Origin of the sequence: Spirillospora albida (genome assembly GCF_000718255.1) — a bacterium.
GTDB lineage: Bacteria > Actinomycetota > Actinomycetes > Streptosporangiales > Streptosporangiaceae > Spirillospora > Spirillospora albida.
On the sequence record NZ_JOFJ01000001.1, the window covers coordinates 337,521 to 361,557 of the forward strand.

The window sequence follows — 24,037 nt, forward strand, 5'->3', positions numbered from 1 at the left end:
CCCAGGCAGATAGGGTTGCCGGACGACCGAAATGGTGGCTCGGCCCGGAGGGAGCGGATCATCGACGGCGGCCCCGAAGCGAATCCGGGCGGCCCGCGGCGGCCGCTGCCCGAGGCCGTCCGGCAGCGGGTCGTGGAGACGGCGGCCGAGGTGCTCGGCGCGCTGCCCGGCGACGAGGTCCCGGCGCCGCTGCGGCGGTTCGCCCGGTTCGAGCGGCGCAAGCGCGCCAAGCTCGCCGGCCCGCACATCGCGGCGCTGCTGGAGAAGGACGACGCCTTCCGGCAGCGGGTCGCCGGGGCCCTGCGGGACGCGCACGCCGACCTGGTGACGGCGGTCGAGTCCGGTGCCGTGCCGCCCGCCGCGGATCCGGTCCAGGTCGCGGTGCTGGGCTACCTGCTGCGCCCGGACGGCTGGACCGACCTCGTGGAGGCGGCCCGCGCGGAGCTGGAGCGGTCGGCGTCGGCGTCGGAGGGCGAGGCCGCCGAGCGGCGGCTCGCCGCCCTGCGGGAGGAGCTCGCGGCGGCCCGGTCTGCCCGTTCCGCGGAGCTGGAGAAGGTCAGGGCGGAGCTGCGCGACACCAAGGCCGAGGTGGCGGAGCTGCGCCGCAAGCTGCACGACGCCCGCACGAAGTACCGGGCGGCGCAGGACCGCGCGGACGCGCTGGCCGCCGAGGCCGACCGGGAGCTGCAGGCGGCGCGGGAGCAGAGCGGCGCGTCCGAGAAGGAGCTGCGCAGGCTGCGCGCCCGCGTCACGGCGGCGGAGGCCGCGGCGGAGACGGCCAAGCGCGCCGCCCGCGAGGGCCGCAACGTGGACGACGTCCGGCTGCGGATGCTGCTCGACACGCTGATGGACGCGGCCCGCGGCGTGGGGCGGGAGCTGGCGCTGCCGTCGACGATCGGGCGGCCCGCCGACACGGTCGGCGGCGTGGAGCCGGGCCTGGAGCACCGGGCGCTGCCGGGGCGGGCGCTGTCGGACGCCGACCCGCAGCTGCTCGACCGGCTGCTCACGCTGCCGCGGGTGCATCTGATCGTGGACGGCTACAACGTCACGAAGACCGGGTACGGGGAGCTGCCGCTGTCGGACCAGCGCCGCCGCCTGCTGTCGGGGCTCGGCGGCCTGGCCGCGCAGACGCGCGCCGAGGTGACCTGCGTGTTCGACGGGGCCGAGCTGGAGGGCCCGGTCGCGACCGGCGCGCCTCGCGGTGTCCGGGTGCTGTTCAGCGACCCGGGGCGGACGGCGGACGAGCTGATCGGGGAGCTGGTGCGGGCCGAGCCGGACGGCCGGGCCGTGGTGGTCGTGTCGTCGGACCGGGAGGTCGCGGACGCGGCGCGCCGCGCGGGGGCCCGGCCGGTGCCCTCTCCCCTGCTGCTGCGCCGGCTGGCCCGAGCATGAGAGGTCCACCGGGATCCACCTGCTTTGACTTCAAAATGTCAACACGCGGATACATAACGTGATTTCCCGTCGGAAAGCCGCTCAATAAGTGACGAATCGGTTGTGACGGGTGTCGCCTATCGCTAATGTCGTCCGCTGATGACGTGGACGAGAGGGGCGAATTCGATCGTGGCCAGTGTTCCCAGCGAGACCCCGGCGTCCCCCGGCGCCGGACGGGGCGTCCCGCGCAGGCGGAGTGTCTCCCGCCGCCTTGCGGCCACGACCTGCCTGGTCGTGGCCACCTCCGTCGCCCTCCCCCCGGTCTCGGCGCTCGCGGCCCCCACCGCACCGAGCGCACCGAAGCCGAGCGCGGCGGAGGTTCGCAAGAAACTGACCAAGCTGAACGAAGAGGTCGATCAGCTGGTCGAGAAGTACAACCAGATCGGCGAGCAGCTCAAGATCGCCAAGCGGAAGCTGAACGCGGCCAAGAAGGCCAGCAAGGCCGAGGAGACCGCGTTCGAGCAGCAGCGCACCCGGATCGCGCAGATGGCGGCGGAGGCGTACAAGAACGGCGACTCGGACGTGACGGGCTTCGTCAGCAGCGACGACCCGCAGGCCATCCTGGACCAGGCGGCGGTGTTCTCCCACCTGTCGCGCGAGCGCAGCTCCTCCCTGACCCAGTTCCTCGCCACCGCCCAGCGGCTCCGCCGCGAGCAGGCGCAGGCCCAGGCGTCCTACAACGAGGTCGCCGCCAAGGCCAAGGAGCTGAAGGACCAGAAGGCCAAGATCGACAAGTCGATCGGGCTGCAGAAGAGGCTGCTGGCCAAGCTCGGCGAGAAGGCCGACACCCCGAACCGGGGCGGCGGAGGCACCTACAACGGCCCGGCGAGCGGCAGCGCCCGCACCGCGCTGAACTACGCCTACGCCCAGCTCGGCAAGCCGTACGTGTACGGGGCCGAGGGGCCGGACTCCTTCGACTGCTCCGGGCTGACGATGCGCGCCTGGGGCGCCGCGGGCGTCGGCATCACCCGCACCACCAACTCGCAGTACGCGGCGACCAAGCGGGTCGACAAGAGCGCGCTGCAGCCGGGCGACCTGGTGTTCTTCCGGAGCCTCGGCCACGTCGGCCTGTACATCGGCGGCGGCAAGATGATCCACGCGCCCCGCACCGGCAAGAACGTCGAGATCGTGTCCATCACGTCCGGCTACTACCTGTCGAACTACTACGGGGCGGGGCGTCCCTGACGCCCCACGCGCTTCCCCCCGGGCAACGGACCAGGCCCCGGCCTGGTCCGTTGCCGTTTCCCGGGCATGCGCGGGGGCGCAATAGGATCGCGCGCATGGACGACGGTCCCGGCCAGGACGAGGACGACGCCGCGGCGGACGCGGCGCCGGGCGCGCCGCTGACGCGCCGCGGGGCCCTCCTCCTGGCCGCGGGCGGGGCGGCGGTGCTCGCCGCCGCCGGCGCGGGCCTGACCGCGGCGCGCTCGGACGGGTCCGGGCAGGGGTCCGCCGAGGACGCCGGGGCCGCCGCCGAACCGGCGGCGCGGTTCGATCCGCGCGCCGCCGCGTCCGTCCTGGCCGCGCGCGCCGCCGCCGTACGGGACGGCGACCGGACGGCGTTCCTCGCCACGGTCGGCACCGCCCCCGCCGCCTTCCAGGAGGCCCAGAGCCGCCTCTATGACAATCTGCGCGCACTGCCGCTGGACGGCTGGCGGGAACGGCTGGCCGGCACCCGCGCCGCCGGGCCCGGCGCGGTGGTCGCGCGCGTCGAGACCGGCTACCGGCTGCGCGGCTTCGACCGGACCGGCGTGGTCCGCACCCGCCACCTCGCGTTCGCGCCCCGCTCCGGCACCTGGACGATCGTGGGCGACGGCACCGCCCACGGCCTGACCGACGACGCCGACATCGTCGACGGCGGCGCGCTGACCGTCGTCCGGGGCCGCTCCTGCCTCGTCATCGGCGACACGTCCGGGCTGCACGCGATCGCCCGGCGGATCGACGCCGCGGTCCCCGCGGTCAGCGGGGTCGTCGGCACGGACTGGGCCCGGCGCGCGGTGGCCCTCGTCCCGGCCGCGCCCCGGCTCGCGGCGGCGCTCGCCGGCCAGGGGCCCGACCTCGGCTCCATCGCCGCCCTCGCCACCGTCACCCCGGGCCCGGACGGCCCCGGCCGGGGCGAGGACCGCGTCATCGTCTCCCCCGCGACCTTCGCGCGCCTGAACGGCCTGGGCCGCGACGTCGTCCTCACCCACGAGCTCACCCACGTCGCGACCGGGGGCGCCCGCGACCGCACCACACCGCTGTGGCTCATCGAGGGCCTCGCCGACTACGTCGGGTACCGCGGCGCCAAGGTGAGCGTGCGGTCGGCGGCCCGCGAGCTGCGCCGCGAGGTCGCCGCGGGCCGCCCGCCCACCGCCCTGCCGACGGCCGAGGCGTTCGCCGGGACGTCCGGACGCCTCTCCCAGTCCTACCAGGAGGCCTGGCTGGCCTGCCGGATGATCGCCGACCGGTACGGTGAGACGACGCTCGTCCGCCTCTACCGCGCCGCCGGCCGGGCCTCCGAACCGGCCGCCCTCCGGGACGTCCTGGGCCTCACCAAGGCCGCGCTGACCACCATGTGGCGCGACTACGTCAAGGAGGAGCTCGCATGACGGCCGCCGGCACGTCCGGGACCACCCCCGGCGCCCCCCGCCTTCCGGCACCCGCCCGCCAGGTCTTCGCCCGCGTGCGGCGCGACCGTCCGAGCGGGGGGCTCGCGTGAGCGCCGCGGACGCGGGCGCGAGCCGGGCCCCGCGCACCGCCGCCGCGGTGACGGGAGCCGCGCTGTTCGCGGGGGTCGGGGTCGTGCTGGCGCTCACAACGCCGTGGACCCCCCTGCCGGGAGACGTCCCCGGCGGGGCGGCCGAGGCCGATCCCGCCGCCGACTTCACGGCCGCCGAGATCGCCCGGTCGCGCGCGTTCGACGCGGCGATCAATCCGCCCGCCTACGCCGGCCTCGTCGCCGGGCTGGCGGTGCTCCTGGTCCTCGGGCTCACCCCGGCCGGTGCGCGGTTCCTCGGCTGGGCCACCGCACGCGTCCGGCGGTGGCCGCTGCGCGTCGCCGTCGCGTCGGCCGCGCTGGCCACGCTGCTGCGGGCCGCGGGGCTGCCGTTCGACATCTGGGGCGAGTCCGTCCTGCGGCGCTACGGGCTGTCCACCCAGACGCACGCGGCCTGGCTCGCCGACCAGGCGAAGTCGCTCGCCGTCACCTGGGTGATCTCCACGATCGCGCTGCTGCTGCTCTACGCGGTGATGCGGCGCTTCCCGCGGTACTGGTGGACGGGCGCCGCCGCGGGCGGGTTCGGGCTCGTCGTCACCGTGTCGTTCCTGTACCCGGTCGCGATCGAGCCGGTCTTCAACGAGTTCCGGCCCATGCCGGCCGGGCGGCTCCGCACGGACCTGCTCGCGATGGCCGAGCGGGACGGCGTCCCGGTGCAGGACATCCTCGTCGCCGACGCCTCCCGCCGCACCACCGCGCTCAACGCCTACGTCTCGGGATTCGGCTCGACACGCCGCATCGTCCTGTACGACACGCTCGAGGGGGCCGCCCCGGCTAAGATCAAGGCGATCGTCGCGCACGAGCTGGGACATGCCGAGCGGGGCGACGTGCTGTGGGGGACACTGGTCGGCGCGATGGGCGTCGCCGGGGCGATCTGCCTGCTGTACCCGCTGCTGACCTCGCGCCGCCTCCTGCGGCGCGCGGGGGTCGACGGGGAGGGCGGCGCGGCCGACCCGCGATCGCTCGCGCTGCTGCTCGCCCTCGTGGCGGTGGCGACGCAGCTCGCCGCGCCCGTCCAGCACGCCGTCAGCCGGCATGTCGAGGCGCGCGCCGACGCGCACGCGCTGGACCTCACGCGCGACCCGGCCGGGTTCGCGCAGATGCAGCGCGAGCTGTCCGTCCGCAACATCTCCGACCTGTCACCGGACGCACTGGAGTACCTGCTGTGGCTGTCGCACCCGCCCGGACCGTCGCGGATCGCGATGGCCCGCGACTGGGCGCGGCAGAACCGCGTGGCCGAGCCGCCGCCGCTGCGCCGTCCCTAGTCCCGCCGGGCCGTCGTCGGCATCGCGCCGGGGCCCGTTCGGGAGGTCAGCGTCGCCACGTCACCGAGCGGCCCGGTGGTCACCGAGCGACCCAGCGCGCTGCCCTTGACCCAGTCGTCCCAGCCCAGCTGCCAGTAGCCCCAGCCGTTCTGCGGCTCGAGCTCCCGGCTCGTCCCCGTCACCGTCACCGGGTCGCCCCGCTGGGACAGCTTGTAGAACCAGCGGGCGTTCGACGGGCTGAGGTTGATGCAGCCGTGGCTGACGTTCGCGCGGCCCTGCGAGCCGACCGACCAGGGCGCGCTGTGCACGTACTCGCCGCTGTCGGACACCCGGACGGCCGAGTACACCGTCAGCCGGTAGTAGTCGGGGCAGCCCTTCGGGCAGCCGACCGTGCTGGAGTCCATGATGACGGGGCTGCCCTTGTCCATCGTCAGATGGTGGCCGTTGGTCGTGGTGTACTTGCGGACGCCGCCCTTGCCCATGCTGGTCGGCATCGTCCGGATCTTCCGGCCGTTCACCCGCACCGTCATCGTGTGCCGGTTCTCGCTGATCGTGGAGACGTGCGCTCTCCCGACGGTGAAGTCGACGGAGTGGTTGCGCCCGAAGTACCGGTTCCTCCCGGCGTCCACGCCGCTGAGGTGGGCGCGGAAGCTGACCTTCGTGTTCGCGGGCCAGTGCGCCTTCGTCCGGAAGACGGCCTCATGCGGCAGCCCGTCACCGCCGAACCAGTGCCAGGCGCCCTCGACCGGCTTGTCCGCGCGGACCTCCAGGGCGCGTTCCACGGCCGCCCGGTCCGTCACCTCGCGGTCGAACGTCATGATGATCGGCATGCCGACGCCGACGGTCTCACCGTCGTACGGGGCCTCCAGCGCCATCTCGATCCGCGGCTTCACCCGCGCCGTGCTGAACGTGCTCGTGACGGTCTCCGTCCGGCCGTCGGCGCCGACGGCCGTCGCCCGGACGGTGTAGGCACGGCCCGGATCGAGTGACCAGCGGGACCGCCAGAGCGTCCGGTCGGCGCTCAGCTCGCCCTCGACGGGCGTGCCCTTCGTCGCCACGCTCACGTTCTCGATCGTGCCGCCGGCCGCCTGGACCGTGATCGGGACGTCCGGCCGCAGCCCCGAGCCGCCCGGCGCCGGCGCCACCGCAAGCCGGACCGGCTCGCCGCGCGGGGGCTCCGGCCCCCGCGAGCAACCCGCTCCGCCGGCCGCCACGGCCGCGCCCGCGGCCAGTGCCGCGATCCCCTTCCCCCGCCGTCCCGGTCCCGAGCACGCTCGTCCCATGTGGCCCCCTGTCCGTCGGCCGGGCGCGTGATGGTCCGGGCCGGCTCGGTCGCCGGCCCCCCGCCCGGTACAAAGGGCCGGTACCCGCGCAGAGCGCGGATACCGGCCCCCGGTAGGGATCCTTTACCTGATCAGTGGGCGAAATGACCCCGGTAGTACTCGAAAACCAGGCCGATGGTCGACATGATGCAGGCCGACACGCCGAGGAACACCAGCCACCACCCGAACACCATTCCCAGCGAGATCGAAGCCGCCGACAGCCCGACGAACAGCGGCCACCAGCTGTGCGGGCTGAAGAAGCCCAGCTCGCCGGCCGCGTCCGCGATCTCACCGTCCGGGTCGTCCTCGTACAGCGGGCCCTGGTTGGCCCGCTCGAGGCGCCGGATCGTGAAGTGGACGTAGAACCCGATCAGGCCGGCGAGGCCGACCGCCAGGGCGAGCGCCGTGGTCCCGGTCCAGTCCTCCGACCAGAGCCAGTAGACGATGTCGGTCACGAGGAAGAAGATCGCGCAACCGTAGAACATGAACGCCTGGACGCGCATCGGCTACTCCCCCTTCGCCCCGGCGAGTTCGCCCTTGGCACCCACGTGCGGGTGGTGCAGGTCGAACGCCGGCCGCTCGGAACGGATCCTCGGAATCGAGTTGAAGTTGTGCCGCGGCGGCGGGCAGGACGTCGCCCACTCCAGCGACGCGCCGTACCCCCACGGGTCGTCGACCTCGACGCGGCGGCCCTTCTTCGCCGTGATGTACACGTTGTAGAAGAACGGCAGCAGCGACACGCCCAGGATGAACGAGAAGACCGTCGAAACCTGGTTCATCCCGGTGAACTCGCTGGCGTAGTCGGGGTACCGGCGCGGCATGCCCGCGGCGCCCAGCCAGTGCTGGATCAGGAAGGTGCCGTGGAAGCCGATGAACAGCAGCCAGAAGTGCACCTTGCCGAGGCGGTCGTTGAGCATCTTTCCGGTGAACTTCGGCCACCAGAAGTAGAAGCCCGCGAACATCGCGAACACGACGGTGCCGAACACGACGTAGTGGAAGTGCGCCACCACGAAGTAGGAGTCCGACAGCTGGAAGTCCATCGGCGGCGAGGCCAGGATGACGCCGGTGAGCCCGCCGAACAGGAACGTCACGAGGAAGCCCAGTGACCACAGCATCGGCGACTCGAACGTCAGTTGCCCTCGCCAGATGGTTCCCACCCAGTTGAAGAACTTCACCCCCGTGGGCACGGCGATGAGGAACGTCATGAAGGAGAAGAACGGCAGCAGGACCTGGCCGGTCACGAACATGTGGTGCGCCCACACGGTGATGGACAGGCCGGCGATGCTGATGGTCGCGAACACCAGGCCGATGTAGCCGAACACCGGCTTGCGGCTGAACACCGGCAGGATCTCCGTCACGATGCCGAAGAACGGCAAGGCGATGATGTACACCTCGGGATGTCCGAAGAACCAGAACAGGTGCTGCCATAGCAGCGCCCCGCCGTGCGAGGCGTCGAAGATGTGCGCGCCGAACTTGCGGTCGGCCTCCAGCGCCAGCAGCGCGGCCGCCAGCGGCGGGAACGCGAGCAGCACCAGGATGGAGGTCAGCAGGATGTTCCAGGTGAAGATCGGCATCCGGAACATGGTCATGCCCGGCGCCCGCATGCACAGGATCGTGGTGATGAAGTTGACGGCGCCCAGGATCGTGCCGAGGCCGGACAGGGTCAGGCCCATCACCCACAGGTCGCCGCCGACACCGGGCGAGCGCACCGCGTCCGACAGCGGGGCGTAGGCGAACCAGCCGAAGCTGGCCGCGCCGCCCGGCGTCAGGAAGCCGCTCAGCGCGATCAGGCTGCCGAACAGGAAGAACCAGAACGCCAGCATGTTCATGCGCGGGAACGCGACGTCCGGAGCGCCGATCTGCAGCGGCATGATGACGTTGGCGAACCCCGCGAACAGCGGCGTCGCGAACATCAGCAGCATGACCGTGCCGTGCATGGTGAACAGCTGGTTGAACTGCTCGTTGCTGACGATCTGGAGTCCCGGATCGAACAGCTCGGCGCGCATGACGAGCGCCATCACGCCGCCGAACAGGAACATGAAGAACGACGTGATCAGGTACAGGTAGCCGATCACCTTGTGGTCGGTGGACGAGAGCCACTTGGCGGCGATCCGCCCCTTGCTCGTCCGCGACGCGGCGAGCGGTGCGCTCGGCGCGTGACTGGTCGCCGTCACTGGGCACCCCCCGTGGCCTTGGCCTTGGCCTCGGCCATGAATGTGGCGTACTGCTCGGGCGTGACGACCTTCAGCTGGAACAGCATCCGGCTGTGGTCGACGCCGCAGAGCTCTGCGCAGCGGCCCTCATAGGTGCCGAGCTTCGTCGCCGTGAACTCGAACTCGTTCGTGTAGCCCGGCATGACGTCCTTCTTGTACAGGAGCGCCGGAACCCAGAACGAGTGGATGACGTCGTTGGTGTGCAGCCGGATGCGGACCGTCTTGCCCGACGGGATCACCATGACGGGCTTGCCGGCGGCCGGTCCGTTCGGAGCGACCGGGACACCGACCACGGTGGCGACGGTCTTCTCCGCGCCGGCGACCTTCTCCTTGTAGTCGAACTGCCAGCTCCACTGGTACCCGGTCACGTCGATGGTGACCGCCGGGTTGGCGGTCGTCTTCTCGACGAACTCCTCGTCCCGGGCGGTGAAGTAGAACAGGACCGCGATGATGACGAACGGGACCGCCGTATAGAGGATCTCGATCGGCATGTTGTAGCGGACCTGCGGCGGCAGGTCGTCGGAGCGCTTGCGGTGGAACAGCACCGCCCAGATGATGAGGCCCCAGACGACGCCCCCGACCGCGAACGCCGCGATCCAGGAGCCCTGCCAGAGCTGGAGCATGCGCTCGGCCTGCACGCTGATCGGCTCGGGCATGCCAAGGCGCTCGCCGCTGCACGCGGTGGCGGTCAGCGCCAGCAGCCCCAGCGCGCCGGCGCCTTTCGATGCGCGGCGACTGCGCACAGGCGTACGCCGCTCCCTAGAGCGGGTCGGACTCACGGAATGCCTTCCCCACGGATGAAAGCCCGGTCGGCCGGGCGGGTGAGATCAGTTGTTACACGTGTGGTGGACACCCTAGCGCGAGGGTCGCGGGAACCCCCGATCGGGTGCCCGTTTAGAGTTCTGGCGTGGCTGAATCCACCGCATCCGGAACCTACTTCGACGCCGCGTCGACCGAGCCAGCGCATCCCGCGGCGCGGGCGGCGCTGCTGGACGCGCTGGAGTCCGGCTGGGCCGACCCCGCGCGGCTGTACGGCCGGGCGCGGAGCGCGCGGATGCTGCTGGACCGTTCCCGCGCGCGGGTCGCCGAGGTGCTCGGCGCGCGCCCCGACGAGGTGTCGTTCACGGCGTCCGGGACCCAGGCGGTGCACCTCGCCGTGCTCGGCGGGCTGAGCGCGCGGCGGCGCGTCGGCCGCCATCTCGTGGTGGGCGCGGTAGAGCACTCCAGCGTCCTGCACGCGGCCGAGCTGCACGAGCAGGACGGCGGCGAGGTCACGGCCGTCGGCGTCGACCGGCTGGGGCGCGTCGACGCCGACGCCTTCGCGGCGGCGCTGCGCCCCGACACGGCGCTCGCCTGCCTTCAGTCCGCGAACCACGAGGTCGGGACCGTGCAGCCGGTCGCGGAGGTCGCCGAGCGGTGCCGCGCGGCCGGGGTGCCGCTGTTCGTGGACGCCGCGCAGTCCGCCGGCCGGGCGGACGTCCCCGCGGGCTGGTCGTTCCTCGCGGCGAGCGCCCACAAGTGGGGCGGCCCGGCGGGCGTCGGGGTCCTCGCGGTCCGCAAGGGCACCCGGTGGCGCTCCCCGCTGCCCGCCGACGAGCGGGAGGGGCGGCGCGTCCCCGGCTTCGAGAACGTGCCCGCGATCGCCGCGGCGGCCGCCGCGCTGGAGGCGTACCGGGCCGACATGGCGGACGAGGCGCCCCGGCTGTCGTCGCTCGTCGACCGGATCCGCGCCGAGGTGCCGCGCACCGTCCCGGACGTCGAGGTCGTCGGCGACCCGGTGCACCGCCTGCCCCACCTCGTCACGTTCTCCTGCCTCTACGTCGAGGGCGAGGCGCTCCTCACCGAACTGGACCGGCTCGGTTTCGCGGTTTCGTCCGGAAGCTCGTGCACGGCGGATACGCTGCGACCAAGCCATGTACTCGAGGCGATGGGGGTGCTCACCCATGGGAACGTGCGGGTGTCGCTTCCGCGCGGCGCGGACGCGTCCGGGGTCGAGCGGTTTCTCGCCGTGCTCCCCGGCGTCGTGGCGGATCTGCGCCGGACGGCCGGGGTGATCCCCGGATGAACGGCGGCGGGGTCGAGCGCAGCGACAGGGGCAAGCGCACAGAAAGGCGGTCGCGCCGATGAGGTTCCGAGGCCGCGCGAAGCACGCCGCGCCCCCCGCCGAGAGCACGCCGCCGCCCCCCGCCGGGCCGCCGCCCGCGCTGGTCATCGACGCGCTGGGCCGCAAGTGCCCCATCCCGATCATCATGCTGGCGGAGCGGATCCGGGAGGTGCCGGTCGGCGAGGTCGTCGCCGTCCTCGCCGACGACGCCGCCGCCCGCACCGACGTCCCGGCCTGGTGCCGGATGAAGTCGCAGGAGTTCGTGCGGGAGGAGACCCTCCCGCAGGGCGGCTGGGGCTTCCACATCCGCAGGAACTACTGACAAGCGGCTGTGTTCATGCGATCCCGGCCCGGGGCACGCGCCCGGCGGCTCGCGCCCTGACCGTTCTCGGGCCGGTGCGGCATCGCTTCGCGATCCGGCCGGTGAGGCTCGCCTCCGGCGTCGCCTCACCGGCCGGGCATCGCGCTCGCGCGACGGCGGACGCCCCTACGGGGTGGGGCAGGTGATGTGGGGCTCGATCTCGGCGACGGCGTCGGCTCCGAAGGCGTCGCCGAAGCGGTCGAGGAACGCCCGGCGGGCGAGGGTGTACTCCTGCGGGCCGGCGGCCTCCAGCGCGTAGGCCGCGACGGTGTTGCCGACCTGCGCGGCGCGCTCCAGGGACAGGCCCCACGACAGCGTCGACAGGAACCCGGCGCGGAACGCGTCGCCGACGCCGGTCGGGTCGACGACCTTCTGGACCTCGACGCACGGCACGTGCACGCCCTCCTCGCCCGCGCGGTCGATGACGACGCCCTTCGCGCCGAGCGTGGTGACGCGGACGCCGACGCGGGACAGGATCTCCTCGCCCGTCCAGCCGGTCTTCTCCTCGCAGAGGGCCTTCTCGTACTCGTTGCTGAACAGGTACGCGGCGCCGTCGATGAGGCGGCGGACATCGGTGCCGTCCATCCGGGCGAGCTGCTGGGACGGGTCGGCCGCGAACGGGAACGCGCGGGTGCGGCACTCGTCGGTGTGCCGGAGCATCGCCTCGGGGTCGTTCGGGCTGATCATGACGAGGTCGAGGCCGCCGATCCGGTCGGCGACCGGCTTCAGCTCGATCGACCGGGCCTCGCTCATCGCGCCGGCGTAGAACGTGGCGATCTGGTTCTGGTCCTGGTCGGTGGTGCACAGGAACCGCGCGGTGTGGTGGATCTCCGAGACGTGCACGGACTCGGTGTCGACGCCGTGGCGCTCCAGCCAGGAACGGTAGTCCGCGAAGTCGGCGCCGACGGCGCCGACGAGGACCGACTCCTTGCCGAGGCTGCCCATGCCGAAGCAGATGTTCGGGGCGATGCCCCCGCGGCGGATCTGCAGCTCGTCCACCAGGAACGACAGCGACACCTGAGCGAGCTGGTCGGGCAGGAGCTGGTCGGCGAACCTTCCCGGGAAGGTCATCAGATGGTCGGTGGCGATGGATCCGGTCACGGCGATGCGCACGGCGTCGCTCTCCTCAAGGTGTGGCGTCCGGCTGTTCACCGGCTGTTTCGAACCCCGAAAGCCTACTTCCCATCGGACCGTGGAGGGGGCCGCACCGGCGGAGGAGGGAACGGAAGACGCACCCCCGGGCAGCGCGAAAGGGCGGCCGGTGCCCGGCCGCCCCCTCGGAACGTCTTAGTTGAAGGAGTCGCCGCAGGCGCAGGAGCCGGACGCGTTCGGGTTGTCGATCGTGAAGCCCTGCTTCTCGATGGAGTCCACGAAGTCGATCGTGGCGCCGCCGAGGTAGGGGGCGCTCATCCGGTCGACGCGGACCGACAGCCCGTCGAAGTCCTGGACCTGGTCGCCGTCCATCTCCCGCTCGTCGAAGAAGAGCTGGTAGATCAGGCCGGAGCAGCCGCCCGGCTGCACGGCGACACGCAGCGCAAGGTCATCGCGGCCCTCCTGCTCGAGCAGGCCCTTGGCCTTCTCGGCGGCGGCGTCCGTGAGAATGACGCCCTGCTGCGTGGTCTCCTGCGTGGTCTCGCCTGAAACCGTCATGTGTTCAGCTCCCGGGTCTCGCAGCGCCGCGGGGTGCGGCTGACTGTCGCTTGTCCTCGAGGACGCGTACGCCTCTCCGTAGGACAACGTACCTCTCCGGACACCCATTCCGCGTATCGCGCGGGAGCACACCGGCCCCCGGTGCGTTCTAGGTCACACGCCGTCCCCGGCCCGCCTGTGACATGATTAGTCGTCAAAGCGACGATAAGCCGCGTCGCCAGGAGGGAGACTCCCGTGACCACCCCCGTGCAGGACCTTCCACTGCTGCTGCTCGGCCGGGGCGCCGATCCCGGCAGCGAGCGCGGTGTGGACTGTCCCGGCGAGCTGCCGCCCGCCTCCGATCCCGCGCTGGTCGAGCGGGCGCGGGCCGCCAAGGCCGCCCTCGGCGATTCCGTGTTCGTCCTCGGCCACCACTACCAGCGCGACGAGGTCATCCGGTTCGCGGACGTGACCGGCGACTCGTTCAAGCTGGCCCAGCAGGCCGCCGCCCGTCCGGACGCCCCCTTCGTGGTGTTCTGCGGCGTCCACTTCATGGCGGAGTCGGCCGACATCCTGACCGCCGACCACCAGCAGGTGATCCTCCCGGACCTGGCCGCCGGCTGCTCCATGGCCGACATGGCCACGTTCGACCAGGTCGAGGAGTGCTGGGACGTCCTGGAGGACGCCGGCGTCGCCGACGACGTCGTCCCGGTCACGTACATGAACTCCTCCGCCGACATCAAGGCGTTCGTCGGGCGGCACGGCGGCGTCGTGTGCACCTCCTCCAACGCCAAGCGCGCCCTCGACTGGGCGTACGCCAAGGGGAAGAAGGTGCTGTTCCTGCCCGACCAGCACCTCGGCCGCAACACCGCCGTCCTCGACATGGGCTTCTCCCTCGACGACTGCGTCGTCTACAGCCCGCACCGCCGCGAGGGCGGCCTCGGCCCGCGGCAGCTGCGCGACGCGAAGATGATCCTCTGGCGGGGCCACTGCTCGGTGCACGGCCGGTTCACCGTGGAGTCGGTGAACGACGTGCGCGAGCGCGTCCCCGGCGTGAACGTCCTCGTGCACCCCGAATGCCGGCACGAGGTCGTCGCGTCCGCCGACCTCATCGGCTCGACCGAGTTCATCATCAGGACGCTGGACGCGGCGGAGCCCGGGTCGTCCTGGGCGATCGGCACCGAGCTGAACCTCGTCCGGCGCCTCGCGAACGCCCACCCGGACAAGAACGTCATGTTCCTCGACAAGACGGTCTGCTACTGCTCCACCATGAACCGCATCGACCTGCCGCATCTGGTGCTCTCGCTGGAGAACCTGGTCGCGGGCAAGGTGGAGAACGTCATCCGGGTGGACGAGGAGACCGCGCACTACGCCCGCGCGGCCCTCGACCAGATGCTCGCGCTGCCCTAGCGGGCGCGGCCGTCAGAGGGCGGAGTTCTCCACCCAGTGGACGAGCAGGTCGTCGTCCCCGGAGAACTCCAGGTGGGGGTCGCCGAGCTTGCGGCGGCCCCAGAGGAAGAGGAACACGTCCGACACCCCGCCCCGCACCACGGCGTCGGCCCGCGGTGCGGGGTCGTCCGCCCGGGTCCATTCGAAGCGGTCGGGCAGGAGCCGCAGCAGCCAGCGTCCCTCGGGGGCGGCGAACAGCAGCGTCTCGCCGTCCCCGCGCAGGTTCTCGATCTTGGGGGCGAACGCGGCGGCGGACTCCAGGTTGCCGAGCAGCTCGTCGATCCCGTCGGCGGCGCCCTCGGGCGCGACGACCGGCGGGCGGCCGAGCGCGAGGTCGAGGTCGCAGCGGTGCACCGCGGTCTCGTGCAGCATCCGCCGCGACCAGAAGCGGACGTGCCGGTCGGTGCCCCACGTCCAGACGGGCGCGTCCGGATCGGCGGCGCGCAGGATCGCGAGCAGCCGCCCGGCCCCCTCGGCGAACCACTCCGCGTGGTCGCCCGCGACGACGGGGAACGACACCCCGATCTCGCGGAGGCTGAGGCGGCGGGGGGCGCCGACGCGCACCGTCCCCGACGCCCAGCGGTGGATCCCGCCGAGATGCCGGACGAGGTCGCCGACCGACCAGCCGGGGCAGGACGGGACCGGCTCGTCCAGATCCCCCTCGGCGAAGCCGGCGGCGAACGCCGCGTTCTCCGCCTCCAGCGCGGCGCAGAAGCGGCCGTGGTCCCAGGGCACGTGTCAGTCCGGGAGGAGGCCCTCGTCGCCGAGCATCGAGCGGACCTCGTCGATGTGGGCGTCGGCCGGGGGCAGGATCAGCTCGGACGGCTCCAGGCTGTCGGCCGGGAGCGGCCTGCCGACCTTCCGCACGTTCTCCAGCAGGGCGTGCAGGGCGGCGCGGAAGGCGCTCTCGTCCCCGGCGTCGATCGCCGCCTCCAGCTCGGAGTCGAGCGCGTTGAGGGCGCTGAGGTCGTCGGCCGCGACGTCCAGCTGGCCCTCGCCCATCAGCCGGACGATCACTGGGCACCCCCGGGCCGCTGCGGCCACTCGGCCTGCTGGGGGGTGTCCTGCTGCTGCGCCGCCGGAGCGCCCTGGTTCAGCTCCTTCGGCGCGGGCGCCTGCCCGAGCTCGGCCTTGAGCCGCTCCAGCTCCACGTCGACGCCGGGGCCCTGGCCCATGCGGTCGAGCTCGGCCTGGATGTCGTCCTTCGGACCGGAGAAGTCCTCCAGGGCACCGGACGCCAGCAGTTCGTCGATCGCGCCGGCCCGCGCCTTCATGTTCTCGGTCTTCTCCTCGGCGCGCTGGATCGCGAGGCCGACGTCGCCCATCTCCTCGGAGATGCCGGAGAACGCCTCGTTGATCTTGGTCTGCGCCTCGGCGGCCGTGTAGGTCGCCTTGATCGTCTCCTTGCGGGTGCGGAAGGAGTCGACCTTGGCCTGCAGCCGCTGGGAGGCGAGCGTCAGCTTCTCCTCCTCGCCCTGGAGCTGCTGGTACTGCGCGCGCAGGTCGGTCAGCTGCCCGTCCAGGCCGGCCCGGCGGGTCAGGGCCTCCCGGGCGAGGTCCTCGCGGCCCACCTGCAGCGCCTTCTTGCCCTGCTCGGTCAGCTTGTTCTGCTGCTGCTCCAGCTGGTTGATCTGGAGTTCCAGACGCTTGCGCGAGGTGGCGACGTCCGCGACACCGCGCCGGACCTTCTGCAGCATCTCCAGCTGGCGCTGGTAGGAGTAGTCGAGCGTCTCGCGAGGATCCTCCATGCGGTCCAGCGCCCTGTTCGCCTTGGACTTGAAGATCATTGACATTCGCTTCATCACGCTCATCGCGCGGCGCCGGTCCCTTCGTGCTGTCGCCTCAGTCGTGAACTGGGCTCAATGACCACTGCTGGGGTTCTTATCACCCTACGCGTTAACGCGCGAGGCAGCCACGATGTTCGCAGCCGGTAGGCTGAACCTCGTGTTCAAGCGTCGTACCCAGGAAGCCCCCGCGGATCCTCCTCAGGTAGTAACCAAGCCCGGAGGAAAGGGCCGTCCCACTCCGAAGCGCAGCGAGGCCGAGAAGGCCCGGCGCCGGCCGATCACGGCTCCGTCCAGCCGCAAGGAGGCGTACCGGCGCGTCCGGGAGCGGCAGGCGTCCGAGCGCGTCAAGGCCCGTGAGGGAATGGCCAAGGGCGACCAGAAGTACCTCCTCAAGCGCGACCGCGGCCCGGTGCGCAAGCTGGCCCGCGACTACGTCGACTCCCGCCGCACCATCGGCTCGTACCTGATGTACGCGATGTTCGCGCTGGTCGTCCTCAGCCTGCTGCCGATCACGGCGGCCCGGCTGCTGATGCTGTTCGCGCCGCCCCTGCTGCTGCTCGCGGTGTTCGGCGAGGGCCTCATGCTCAGCCGCGGCGTCAAGCGGCTGGCCGCCGAGCGGTACCCCGACGAGGACCGCAAGGGCCTCGGCATGTACGCGGCGATGCGCGCCATGCAGATCCGCCGCCTGCGCGTCCCCGCCCCCCAGGTCGGCATCGGGGACAAGGACGACGTCTGACGGGACGCGCCGGGCGCGTCCGCCGGGTGGGGCTCTCATGATCTTACGCCGGTTAGGGTCGGAGGCATGGAGTTCCGCAATCTGGGCCGGAGCGGCCTGAAGGTCAGCGAGATCGCATACGGCAACTGGCTCACCCACGGTTCCCAGGTCGAGGAGGACGCGGCGCACGCCTGCGTCCGGGCGGCCCTCGACGAGGGGATCACGACGTTCGACACCGCCGACGTGTACGCCGGCACGCGCGCCGAGGAGGTCCTCGGCCGCGCGCTGAAGGGGCGGCGGCGCGAGGGACTGGAGATCTTCACGAAGGTCTACTGGCCGACGGGACCGGGCCCGAACGACCGGGGCCTGTCCCGCAAGCACATCATGGAGTCGATCAACGCGTCGCTGCGCCGCCTGGAGACCGACTACGTCGACCTGTACCAGGCGCACCGCTTCGACTACGAGACGCCGCTGGAGGAGACGCTCCGCGCGTTCGACGACATCGTCCGGCAGGGAAAGGCGCTGTACATCGGCGTGTCCGAGTGGCGGGCGGAGGAGATCCGGCGCGCGCTGGAGATCGCCGACGAGATGGGGTTCGACCGGATCGTGTCGAGCCAGCCGCAGTACTCGATGCTGTGGCGGGTCATCGAGGGCGAGGTCGTCCCGCTGTGCGAGCGGGAGGGCATCGGGCAGATCGTCTGGTCGCCGATCGGGCAGGGCGTCCTCACCGGCAAGTACAAGCCGGGGCAGCCGCTGCCCGAGGGGTCGCGCGCGACGGACGACAAGGGCGGCGCGGACTTCATCAAGCGCATGCTGAACGACGACCTGCTGACCCGCGTGCAGAACCTCCGGCCGATCGCGGACGAGCACGGCCTGACGATGGCGCAGCTCGCCGTCGCCTGGACGCTGCAGAACCCGAACGTGTCGGCGGCGATCGTGGGGGCGTCGCGTCCGGAGCAGGTCCGCGACAACGTGAAGGCGGCGGGCGTGAAGCTGGACGCCGACGTCATGCGGCGGATCGACGACGTGCTCGGCGACGCGGTCGTCACCGACCCGGCGAAGACGGTCAGCCCGCCCGGCCGCCCGTGAACCGGTGGGCCGCGGGGACCGCGCGGTCCCCGCGGCCCGCCGCTCATTCGGGGTCGTGCAGGCTCATCGCGTAGACGGTGTCCTCCTCGTTCAGGAGGGTCACCTTGTCGATCTCGTCGGCGCGGAGGCCCCGCCAGTTCTCGCCCAGCCAGCTCTCCGCGTCGGCCTGGGTCGAGAAGGACTCCTCCGACATGCCGACGGTCCGCCCGTCGGCCGTCTCCAAACGCCAGCTCCACGTCATCGCTCGACCTCCCTCGTCCCGGCGAGACTAACGGCTTGATCAGCCGGCGGCCTCGATCGCGCGGCGCAGGGCCTCCGCGCTCGCCGTCTCGCTCTGCGTGAGCAGGCGGCCGTTCACGCGCGCCGCGGGCGTTCCCTGCAGGCCGTCCGCGAGGTAGCGCCGGCTGACCTCCAGGACCGAGGCCGCGTGCCGCTGCGACCGGACGCACTCGCCGAAGTCGTCGCCGGTGAGGCCGAACCCGGCGCCGTACGAGACGAGTTCGGACGTGGTGTAGCCCTCGACGTCGAGGCTCGGCGGCTGGTGCGCGTAGAGGGCGTCCTGGTAGGAGAGCCACCGGGCGCCGTCGCCGACGCACCGCATCGCGGCGGCGGCGCGCAGCGCGTTGCCGTGGGCGGGCTGCCGCGTGGCGGCGAAGACGACCATCGGCCGGAAGATCACCTTGGCCCGCCCGGACACCGCGAGCTCCTTCAGCATCGGGTCGTGCATCCGGTCGAACGCGCCGCAGTGCGGGCACGCGAAGTCCTCGTAGATCTCGACGAGGGGGGCGGTGACGCCGGGCCGCGCCATGGTGAGGCTGCCGTCCGGGTTCGGGACGGCCTCGGCGCCGCCCGCGATCTGCCCGGCCCGCGCCGGCGGGCCCTCGCCTCCTCCTCCGTCGCCGCCGTCGCGCATGGCGAACACGGCGAACGCGGCGACGGCCAGCAGGAGGACGGTGAACCCGACCCCGGCGAGGACCGCGATGAGGACGCCCGGCCCCCTGCGCGGCGGCGGCGGCATCGGCGGCCCGTACGGGTACCCCGGTCCCGGTTGCTGGGGCCACGGGCTGTTCGGGGGGTTGCCCACCGGCGTCTCCTTCGCGTACGGCCATAAGGTCTGGGTTCGATGAACATTGAAACCCATGGCCCGCACCGGACGCTCCTGCTGGGCGGCATCAGGTCGGGCAAGTCGGCGGAGGCGGAACGGCGCCTGGCTGCGTACCCCGCCGTGACCTACGTGGCGACGGCCGCGCGGCGCGACGGCGACGCGGACTGGGCGTCCCGGATCGAGGCGCACCGGCGGCGGCGCCCGCCCGGCTGGACGACCGTCGAGACGGCCGACCTCGCGGCCGTGCTCGGTTCCGCGAACGGACCGGTGCTCGTGGACGGCGTCGGCGGCTGGCTCACCGCCGCCATGGACCGCACCGGCGCCTGGGACGCCCCGGAGCGCGTCCATGGGGAGGTGGACGCGCTCGTGGCCGCCTGGCGGGACACCGCCGCGCGGGTCGTGGCCGTCTCCGAGGAGGTCGGTCTGGCGCTGGTGCCGACGACCCGCGCCGGACGCCTGTTCGCCGACGCGCTGGGCCTGCTCAACCAGCGGCTCGCCGCCCACGCCGACGCGGTCGCCCTGGTCGTGGCGGGCCGTGTCCTGGACCTGCCGTGACCGGCGGTGCCCGGCCCGCCGCCATCCCCCTCCCGCAGCGTGTCGCGGAGGGGCCGTGATGGGGGGCGTGCGGCTGGCGGTCACGCTGCTCACGGTCGTCCCGCTGCGGACGCCCGAACGGGTGGATCGCGGGACGGCGCGTGCCGCGATGCTCGCCGCGCCCGGCGTGGGGCTGGTCCCCGGCGGCGCGGCGGCCCTGGTGCTGCTCGCGGCGGACGCGGCGGGGCTGTCGGCGCTGCTGGGCGCGGCGCTCGCCGTCGCGGCGACCGCCGCCGTCACGCGGGCCCTGCATCTGGACGGGCTCGCCGATCTCGCCGACGGGCTGGGCAGCGGGAGGCCCGCCGACGAGGCCCTCGCGATCATGAAGCGGTCGGACATCGGGCCGTTCGGCGTCGTGACCCTGCTCTGCACGCTGCTCATCCAGGTGGCCGCGCTGTCGTCGGCCGCGCACCCGGCGGCCGCCGTGCTCATCGCGGCCGTGACCGGACGGCTCGTCCTGCCGTGGGCCTGCCGCGCCGCCGTTCCCTCGGCCCGGCCGGGCGGCCTCGGCGGCCTGGTGGCGGGCACCGTGCCGACCGGCGCCGCCGCGGCGGCCACGGGCGCGGTGCTGGCCGCCGCGGCGGGCGCGGGACTCCTCGCGGCGGGTCCCGGCGGCGCCCTGCAGGCGGCGCTCGCGGTCGCGGCCGGGCTCGGCGCGGCGCTGCCGGTGCTGCGCCGCGCCGTCCGGCGCCTCGGCGGCGTCACCGGGGACGTGCTGGGCGCCCTGGTGGAGACCGCAGCGACCGCCGCGCTCATCGTGCTGGCGTGCCGGCCTCCCTCGGGCTGGTGAGCGCCCGCCGGGCGCAGGCCCGCACGCCGAAATCGCGGGCGAGCCCGGTCTCGGGCGGCAGCGCGCCGTTGCGCGGCTCGCCGTACGGGACCTGGCGGCCCAGCGCGTCGGCGACCTGCCGGGCGCGGTCGGCGCGGAGCCGGCGGGCGTCCTGGAGGGTGAGGGTGTCGGTGCTGGTCACGGACATTGACCTGCCAAGTCGGTCGGAATAGGGGAATAGCGCCCCGCTCCACCACCGAGTCCGGCCGCGATCTCCCGGTGACCAGCGGCGCCGCGTCCCGGACGCGCCGTTCCGCCACCCGCCGCCGCGTTCTGGCCGGGTAAGGCTTGTTCCATAAGGGCGAAACCGGTCAGGCGGGAGGACTAACATCGGACTACGTGACGACCATCAGCCTTGACAGCGCAGACCTGGCCAGCCTCGACGTCGACGCCATCGTCATCGGCGTCGCACCGGACGGCGACGGCGTCGCTCCGAACGCCGCGGCCGCCGGCCTCGACACGGCACTGCGCGGCGGGCTCGCGGCCGCGCTGGGCGCGCTCGGCGCCACCGGCAAGGCCGGGGAGATCACCAAGCTGCCCACCCTCGGGGCCGTTCCCGCCCCCCTCGTCGTCGCCGCCGGGCTCGGGGACAAGCCGTCCGCCGAGGACCTCCGCCGCGCCGCGGGCGCCGCCGCGCGCGCCCTCGCGGGCACCGCCCGCGTCGCGGTCGCGCTGCCGGCCGCGACCGCCGGGGACGTCGAGGCCGTCGCGCTCGGCACCCTGCTCGGCGCCTACTCCTTCGACTCCTTCCGCACCGGCGAGCGCAAGGAGCCCGTCGACGTCGTCCGGCTCGTCGCGCCCGCCGCCGGGGACGCCGCGGGCGAGGCGGCCGTGGAGCGCGCCCGGATCCTCGCGTCGTCGGTCAACCTCGTCCGCGACCTGGTCAACACCCCGCCGTCGCACCTGTGCCCCGAGGACTTCGCCGGCGAGGCCGAGCGGGTCGCCGCGGAGACCGGCCTCGCGGTCGAGATCCTGGACGAGAAGGAGCTCGTCGAGGGCGGCTTCGGCGGGATCGCGGGCGTCGGGCAGGGCTCGGTCAACCCGCCCCGGCTCGTCCGCCTCGCCTACCGGCACGCCGACGCGACGGCGACGCTCGCGCTCGTCGGCAAGGGCATCACGTTCGACTCCGGCGGCCTGTCGCTGAAGCCGACCGACTCCATGGACTGGATGAAGTCCGACATGGGCGGCGCGGGCGCCGTGCTCGGCGCGCTCGCCGCGATCGCCAAGCTCGGCCCGAAGGTCAACGTCGTCGGCTACCTCGCGCTCGCCGAGAACATGCCGTCCGGCACCGCGCAGCGCCCGTCCGACGTCCTGAGCGTCTACGGCGGCACGACCGTCGAGGTCCTCAACACCGACGCCGAGGGGCGCCTCGTCCTCGCCGACGCCCTGGTGCGCGCCGCCGAGGACGAGCCCGACCTCATCGTGGACGTCGCCACGCTGACCGGCGCGCAGATGGTCGCGCTCGGCACCCGCACCACGGGCGTCATGGCCAACGACGACGAGCTCCGGGAGAAGGTCGTCGCCGCCGCGGACCGCGCCGGCGAGCCGTCCTGGGGCATGCCGCTGCCGGCGGAGCTGCGCAAGGGCCTCGACTCCGCGGTCGCCGACATCGCCAACATCAGCGGCGACCGCTGGGGCGGCATGCTCGTCGCGGGCGTCTTCCTCAAGGAGTTCGTCCCGGACGGCGTCAGGTGGGCGCACCTCGACATCGCCGGCCCGTCCTTCCATAAGGGCGAGCCCTATGGGTACACCCCCAAGGGCGGCACCGGCGCGGCCACCCGCACGCTCGTCCAGATCGCCGAGGACCTCGCCGCGGGCTCGCTGTGAACCCCCCGCCCCGTGCGACCGGGCGGAGAAGAGAATAGGTTTCTCGTGGCGGGGGTCCGCGATCCGGTACGCCCCGCCGCGCCCAGGGCGCCGCGAACCACGCGGCGCCGGAAACGGGAAAGGGAGCGTCCAGTGGTCGACAACGGCCCCTACGACATCGTGGTCCTGGGAGCCGGCAGCGGCGGGTACGCGTGCGCGCTGCGCGCCGCCGAGCTCGGCAGGAGGGTCGCGCTCATCGAGCGGGACGACACCCTCGGCGGCACCTGCCTGAACCGGGGCTGCATCCCCACCAAGGCGCTGCTGCACGCGGCCGAGGTGGCGGACCAGACCCGCGAGGCCGCCGCGTTCGGCGTCCGGGCGACGTTCGAGGGCATCGACATCGCCGCCGTCAACGCCTACAAGGACAAGATCGTCTCCACCACGGTCAAGGGCCTCACCGGGCTCGTCAAGTCCCGGGGCATCGAGATCGTCCAGGGCACCGGCCGGCTGACCGGCCCGACGACCGTCGAGGTCGCCCTGGCCGGCGGCGGCGCCCGGACGCTGGAGGGCGCGCACATCGTGCTCGGCACCGGCTCGGCCCCGAAGTCGCTGCCCGGACTGGAGATCGACGGTGAGCGCGTCATCTCCAGCGACCACGCGCTGCGGCTGGAGCACGTCCCCGGCTCCGTCGTCATCCTCGGCGGCGGCGTCATCGGAGTCGAGTTCGCCAGCGTGTGGCGCTCTTTCGGCGCCGAGGTCACGATCGTCGAGGCGCTGCCCCGCCTCCTGCCGCTGGAGGAGGAGTCCAGCAGCAAGCGGCTGGAGCGCGCCTTCCGCAAGCGCGGCATCAAGTACGAGACGGGCACCCGCTTCGAGGCCGTCAAGCCGACCCAGGGCGGCGTCGCCGTCACCCTGGAGGGCGGCAAGACCATCGACGCGGAGATCCTGCTCGTCGCGGTCGGCCGCGGACCCGTCTCGGACGGCATCGGCCTCGCCGAGGCCGGCGTCGAGACCGAGCGCGGCTTCGTCAAGGTCGACGCGTACTGCCGGACGAACGTCCCCACCATCTCCGCGGTCGGCGACCTGATCCCGACCCCGCAGCTCGCGCACGTCGGGTTCGCCGAGGGCATCCTCGTCGCCGAGCGGCTCGCCGGGCTCGACCCGGTCCCGATCGACTACGACGGCGTCCCGCGCATCACCTACTCCGACCCGGAGGTCGCCTCGGTGGGCATCACCACCGCGACGGCGCGCGAGCGCGGACACGAGGTCAAGGAGTTCACCTACGACCTCGCGGGGAACCCCAAGAGCAAGATCCTGGGGACGCAGGGCGAGGTCAAGGTGATCTCGGCCGTGGACGGTCCCGTCCTCGGCATCCACATGGTCGGCGCCCGCGTCGGGGAGCTCATCGCGGAGGGCCAGCTCATCTACAACTGGGAGGCCCTGCCCGGCGAGGTCGCCCAGCTGATCCATCCCCATCCGACACAGTCCGAGGCCGTCGGCGAGGCGCATCTCGCGCTCGCCGGCAAGCCACTGCACGTGCACGGCTGAACGCCGGCACCGTTCCATTCTCGAAGGAGTCG

Annotated in this window: 25 protein-coding genes; 13 read left to right on the forward strand and 12 right to left on the reverse strand. The window is 73.0% G+C overall.

Annotation, left to right across the window (positions count from 1 at the left end):
- The first annotated feature begins 15 nt into the window (after positions 1-15).
- From IE99_RS0101590 to IE99_RS0101610, 4 genes are all read left to right on the forward strand, one after another.
- Positions 16-1,392: an NYN domain-containing protein gene (locus IE99_RS0101590; protein ID WP_342666175.1), complete on the forward strand. Its 1,377-nt coding sequence runs from the start codon at positions 16-18 to the stop codon at positions 1,390-1,392.
- Positions 1,393-1,560: 168 nt separating this feature from the next.
- A complete protein-coding gene (locus IE99_RS0101595) occupies positions 1,561-2,616 on the forward strand; it encodes a C40 family peptidase (RefSeq protein ID WP_245623013.1) in 1,056 nt (351 codons plus the stop codon).
- A 95-nt stretch (positions 2,617-2,711) separates the two neighbouring features.
- Positions 2,712-4,022 carry a hypothetical protein gene (locus tag IE99_RS0101600; protein WP_030145062.1) on the forward strand — a complete coding sequence of 437 codons (1,311 nt, stop codon included), beginning with the start codon at positions 2,712-2,714 and terminating at the stop codon, positions 4,020-4,022.
- 106 nt (positions 4,023-4,128) lie between these two features.
- Positions 4,129-5,454, forward strand: a complete 1,326-nt coding sequence (locus IE99_RS0101610) for a M48 family metallopeptidase (protein ID WP_030145063.1) — start codon at positions 4,129-4,131, stop codon at positions 5,452-5,454.
- Here IE99_RS0101610 and IE99_RS0101615 read toward each other — a convergent pair.
- From IE99_RS0101615 to ctaC, 4 genes are all read right to left on the reverse strand, one after another.
- Positions 5,451-6,737 carry a L,D-transpeptidase gene (locus IE99_RS0101615; protein ID WP_051711779.1) on the reverse strand — a complete coding sequence of 429 codons (1,287 nt, stop codon included), beginning with the start codon at positions 6,735-6,737 and terminating at the stop codon, positions 5,451-5,453. The genes IE99_RS0101610 and IE99_RS0101615 overlap by 4 nt on opposite strands.
- Before the next feature lie 131 nt (positions 6,738-6,868).
- The gene (locus IE99_RS0101620) at positions 6,869-7,279 is read right to left on the reverse strand and encodes a cytochrome c oxidase subunit 4 (protein ID WP_030145065.1); all 411 of its coding nucleotides are present in this window, start codon (positions 7,277-7,279) and stop codon (positions 6,869-6,871) included.
- 3 nt (positions 7,280-7,282) lie between these two features.
- Entirely contained in the window at positions 7,283-8,950 is a 1,668-nt protein-coding gene (gene ctaD, locus IE99_RS0101625) for an aa3-type cytochrome oxidase subunit I (RefSeq protein ID WP_030145066.1), read from the reverse strand.
- On the reverse strand, positions 8,947-9,732 hold the full coding sequence (gene ctaC / locus IE99_RS0101630) for an aa3-type cytochrome oxidase subunit II (protein WP_030145067.1): 786 nt from the start codon (positions 9,730-9,732) through the stop codon (positions 8,947-8,949). The genes ctaD and ctaC overlap by 4 nt, the downstream gene beginning before the upstream one ends.
- A gap of 164 nt (positions 9,733-9,896) precedes the next feature.
- Here ctaC and IE99_RS0101635 point away from each other — a divergent pair, with 164 nt between their 5' ends.
- Both IE99_RS0101635 and IE99_RS0101640 read left to right on the forward strand, forming a co-directional pair.
- Positions 9,897-11,054, forward strand: coding sequence for a cysteine desulfurase family protein (locus IE99_RS0101635; protein ID WP_030145068.1), 1,158 nt, complete (start codon positions 9,897-9,899; stop codon positions 11,052-11,054).
- A gap of 58 nt (positions 11,055-11,112) precedes the next feature.
- Positions 11,113-11,415, forward strand: coding sequence for a sulfurtransferase TusA family protein (locus tag IE99_RS0101640; RefSeq protein WP_084219203.1), 303 nt, complete (start codon positions 11,113-11,115; stop codon positions 11,413-11,415).
- A gap of 165 nt (positions 11,416-11,580) precedes the next feature.
- Here the strand turns inward: IE99_RS0101640 and IE99_RS0101645 are convergent, their stop codons facing one another.
- Both IE99_RS0101645 and IE99_RS0101650 read right to left on the reverse strand, forming a co-directional pair.
- On the reverse strand, positions 11,581-12,567 hold the full coding sequence (locus IE99_RS0101645) for a carbohydrate kinase family protein (protein ID WP_030145070.1): 987 nt from the start codon (positions 12,565-12,567) through the stop codon (positions 11,581-11,583).
- Between the two features lie 174 nt (positions 12,568-12,741).
- Complete coding sequence (locus IE99_RS0101650) at positions 12,742-13,104, reverse strand: HesB/IscA family protein (RefSeq protein ID WP_030145071.1); 363 nt, start codon at positions 13,102-13,104, stop codon at positions 12,742-12,744.
- 234 nt (positions 13,105-13,338) lie between these two features.
- Here IE99_RS0101650 and nadA point away from each other — a divergent pair, with 234 nt between their 5' ends.
- The gene (gene nadA, locus IE99_RS0101655) at positions 13,339-14,493 is read left to right on the forward strand and encodes a quinolinate synthase NadA (protein WP_030145072.1); all 1,155 of its coding nucleotides are present in this window, start codon (positions 13,339-13,341) and stop codon (positions 14,491-14,493) included.
- A 12-nt stretch (positions 14,494-14,505) separates the two neighbouring features.
- Here the strand turns inward: nadA and IE99_RS0101660 are convergent, their stop codons facing one another.
- Genes IE99_RS0101660 through IE99_RS0101670 form a run of 3 tightly spaced genes read right to left on the reverse strand, consistent with a single transcriptional unit; the run spans position 14,506 to position 16,343 of the window.
- Entirely contained in the window at positions 14,506-15,267 is a 762-nt protein-coding gene (locus IE99_RS0101660; RefSeq protein ID WP_030145073.1) for a maleylpyruvate isomerase family mycothiol-dependent enzyme, read from the reverse strand.
- Between the two features lie 3 nt (positions 15,268-15,270).
- Positions 15,271-15,549: a PspA-associated protein PspAA gene (gene pspAA / locus IE99_RS0101665; protein ID WP_030145074.1), complete on the reverse strand. Its 279-nt coding sequence runs from the start codon at positions 15,547-15,549 to the stop codon at positions 15,271-15,273.
- Positions 15,546-16,343, reverse strand: a complete 798-nt coding sequence (locus IE99_RS0101670; protein ID WP_169744376.1) for a PspA/IM30 family protein — start codon at positions 16,341-16,343, stop codon at positions 15,546-15,548. The genes pspAA and IE99_RS0101670 overlap by 4 nt, the downstream gene beginning before the upstream one ends.
- A gap of 133 nt (positions 16,344-16,476) precedes the next feature.
- Between IE99_RS0101670 and IE99_RS30890 the strand changes: the two genes are divergently transcribed.
- A complete protein-coding gene (locus IE99_RS30890; protein ID WP_245623014.1) occupies positions 16,477-17,055 on the forward strand; it encodes a DUF3043 domain-containing protein in 579 nt (192 codons plus the stop codon).
- A gap of 66 nt (positions 17,056-17,121) precedes the next feature.
- The gene (locus IE99_RS0101680) at positions 17,122-18,123 is read left to right on the forward strand and encodes an aldo/keto reductase family protein (protein ID WP_030145077.1); all 1,002 of its coding nucleotides are present in this window, start codon (positions 17,122-17,124) and stop codon (positions 18,121-18,123) included.
- A gap of 43 nt (positions 18,124-18,166) precedes the next feature.
- Here IE99_RS0101680 and IE99_RS0101685 read toward each other — a convergent pair whose 3' ends face one another.
- Entirely contained in the window at positions 18,167-18,364 is a 198-nt protein-coding gene (locus IE99_RS0101685; protein ID WP_030145078.1) for a hypothetical protein, read from the reverse strand.
- Between the two features lie 39 nt (positions 18,365-18,403).
- Positions 18,404-19,207 carry a DsbA family protein gene (locus IE99_RS0101690; RefSeq protein ID WP_051711782.1) on the reverse strand — a complete coding sequence of 268 codons (804 nt, stop codon included), beginning with the start codon at positions 19,205-19,207 and terminating at the stop codon, positions 18,404-18,406.
- A 39-nt stretch (positions 19,208-19,246) separates the two neighbouring features.
- Between IE99_RS0101690 and IE99_RS0101695 the strand changes: the two genes are divergently transcribed.
- Both IE99_RS0101695 and IE99_RS0101700 read left to right on the forward strand, forming a co-directional pair.
- On the forward strand, positions 19,247-19,783 hold the full coding sequence (locus IE99_RS0101695) for a bifunctional adenosylcobinamide kinase/adenosylcobinamide-phosphate guanylyltransferase (protein WP_084219232.1): 537 nt from the start codon (positions 19,247-19,249) through the stop codon (positions 19,781-19,783).
- 58 nt (positions 19,784-19,841) lie between these two features.
- The gene (locus tag IE99_RS0101700; protein WP_030145081.1) at positions 19,842-20,612 is read left to right on the forward strand and encodes an adenosylcobinamide-GDP ribazoletransferase; all 771 of its coding nucleotides are present in this window, start codon (positions 19,842-19,844) and stop codon (positions 20,610-20,612) included.
- On the opposite strand, the gene IE99_RS0101705 is transcribed toward IE99_RS0101700, so the two are convergent.
- Positions 20,575-20,793 carry a hypothetical protein gene (locus IE99_RS0101705; protein WP_157609960.1) on the reverse strand — a complete coding sequence of 73 codons (219 nt, stop codon included), beginning with the start codon at positions 20,791-20,793 and terminating at the stop codon, positions 20,575-20,577. The genes IE99_RS0101700 and IE99_RS0101705 overlap by 38 nt on opposite strands.
- A gap of 197 nt (positions 20,794-20,990) precedes the next feature.
- Between IE99_RS0101705 and IE99_RS0101710 the strand changes: the two genes are divergently transcribed.
- Together IE99_RS0101710 and lpdA are read left to right on the forward strand one after the other, a co-directional pair.
- Entirely contained in the window at positions 20,991-22,478 is a 1,488-nt protein-coding gene (locus IE99_RS0101710) for a leucyl aminopeptidase (RefSeq protein WP_030145083.1), read from the forward strand.
- Between the two features lie 132 nt (positions 22,479-22,610).
- Positions 22,611-24,005 carry a dihydrolipoyl dehydrogenase gene (gene lpdA, locus IE99_RS0101715; RefSeq protein WP_030145084.1) on the forward strand — a complete coding sequence of 465 codons (1,395 nt, stop codon included), beginning with the start codon at positions 22,611-22,613 and terminating at the stop codon, positions 24,003-24,005.
- Positions 24,006-24,037: the final 32 nt, after the last annotated feature.

Bases quoted from the DNA above. Each gene is read 5' to 3' on its own strand.
- IE99_RS0101600 (WP_030145062.1), top strand. From the start codon at position 2,712: ATGGACGACGGTCCCGGCCAGGACGAGGACGACGCCGCGGCGGACGCG.
- IE99_RS0101615 (WP_051711779.1), bottom strand. From the start codon at position 6,737: ATGGGACGAGCGTGCTCGGGACCGGGACGGCGGGGGAAGGGGATCGCG.
- IE99_RS0101620 (WP_030145065.1), bottom strand. From the start codon at position 7,279: ATGCGCGTCCAGGCGTTCATGTTCTACGGTTGCGCGATCTTCTTCCTC.
- IE99_RS0101640 (WP_084219203.1), top strand. From the start codon at position 11,113: ATGAGGTTCCGAGGCCGCGCGAAGCACGCCGCGCCCCCCGCCGAGAGC.
- IE99_RS0101650 (WP_030145071.1), bottom strand. From the start codon at position 13,104: ATGACGGTTTCAGGCGAGACCACGCAGGAGACCACGCAGCAGGGCGTC.
- IE99_RS0101670 (WP_169744376.1), bottom strand. From the start codon at position 16,343: ATGAGCGTGATGAAGCGAATGTCAATGATCTTCAAGTCCAAGGCGAAC.
- IE99_RS0101680 (WP_030145077.1), top strand. From the start codon at position 17,122: ATGGAGTTCCGCAATCTGGGCCGGAGCGGCCTGAAGGTCAGCGAGATC.
- IE99_RS0101685 (WP_030145078.1), bottom strand. From the start codon at position 18,364: ATGACGTGGAGCTGGCGTTTGGAGACGGCCGACGGGCGGACCGTCGGC.
- IE99_RS0101695 (WP_084219232.1), top strand. From the start codon at position 19,247: ATGAACATTGAAACCCATGGCCCGCACCGGACGCTCCTGCTGGGCGGC.
- IE99_RS0101700 (WP_030145081.1), top strand. From the start codon at position 19,842: ATGGGGGGCGTGCGGCTGGCGGTCACGCTGCTCACGGTCGTCCCGCTG.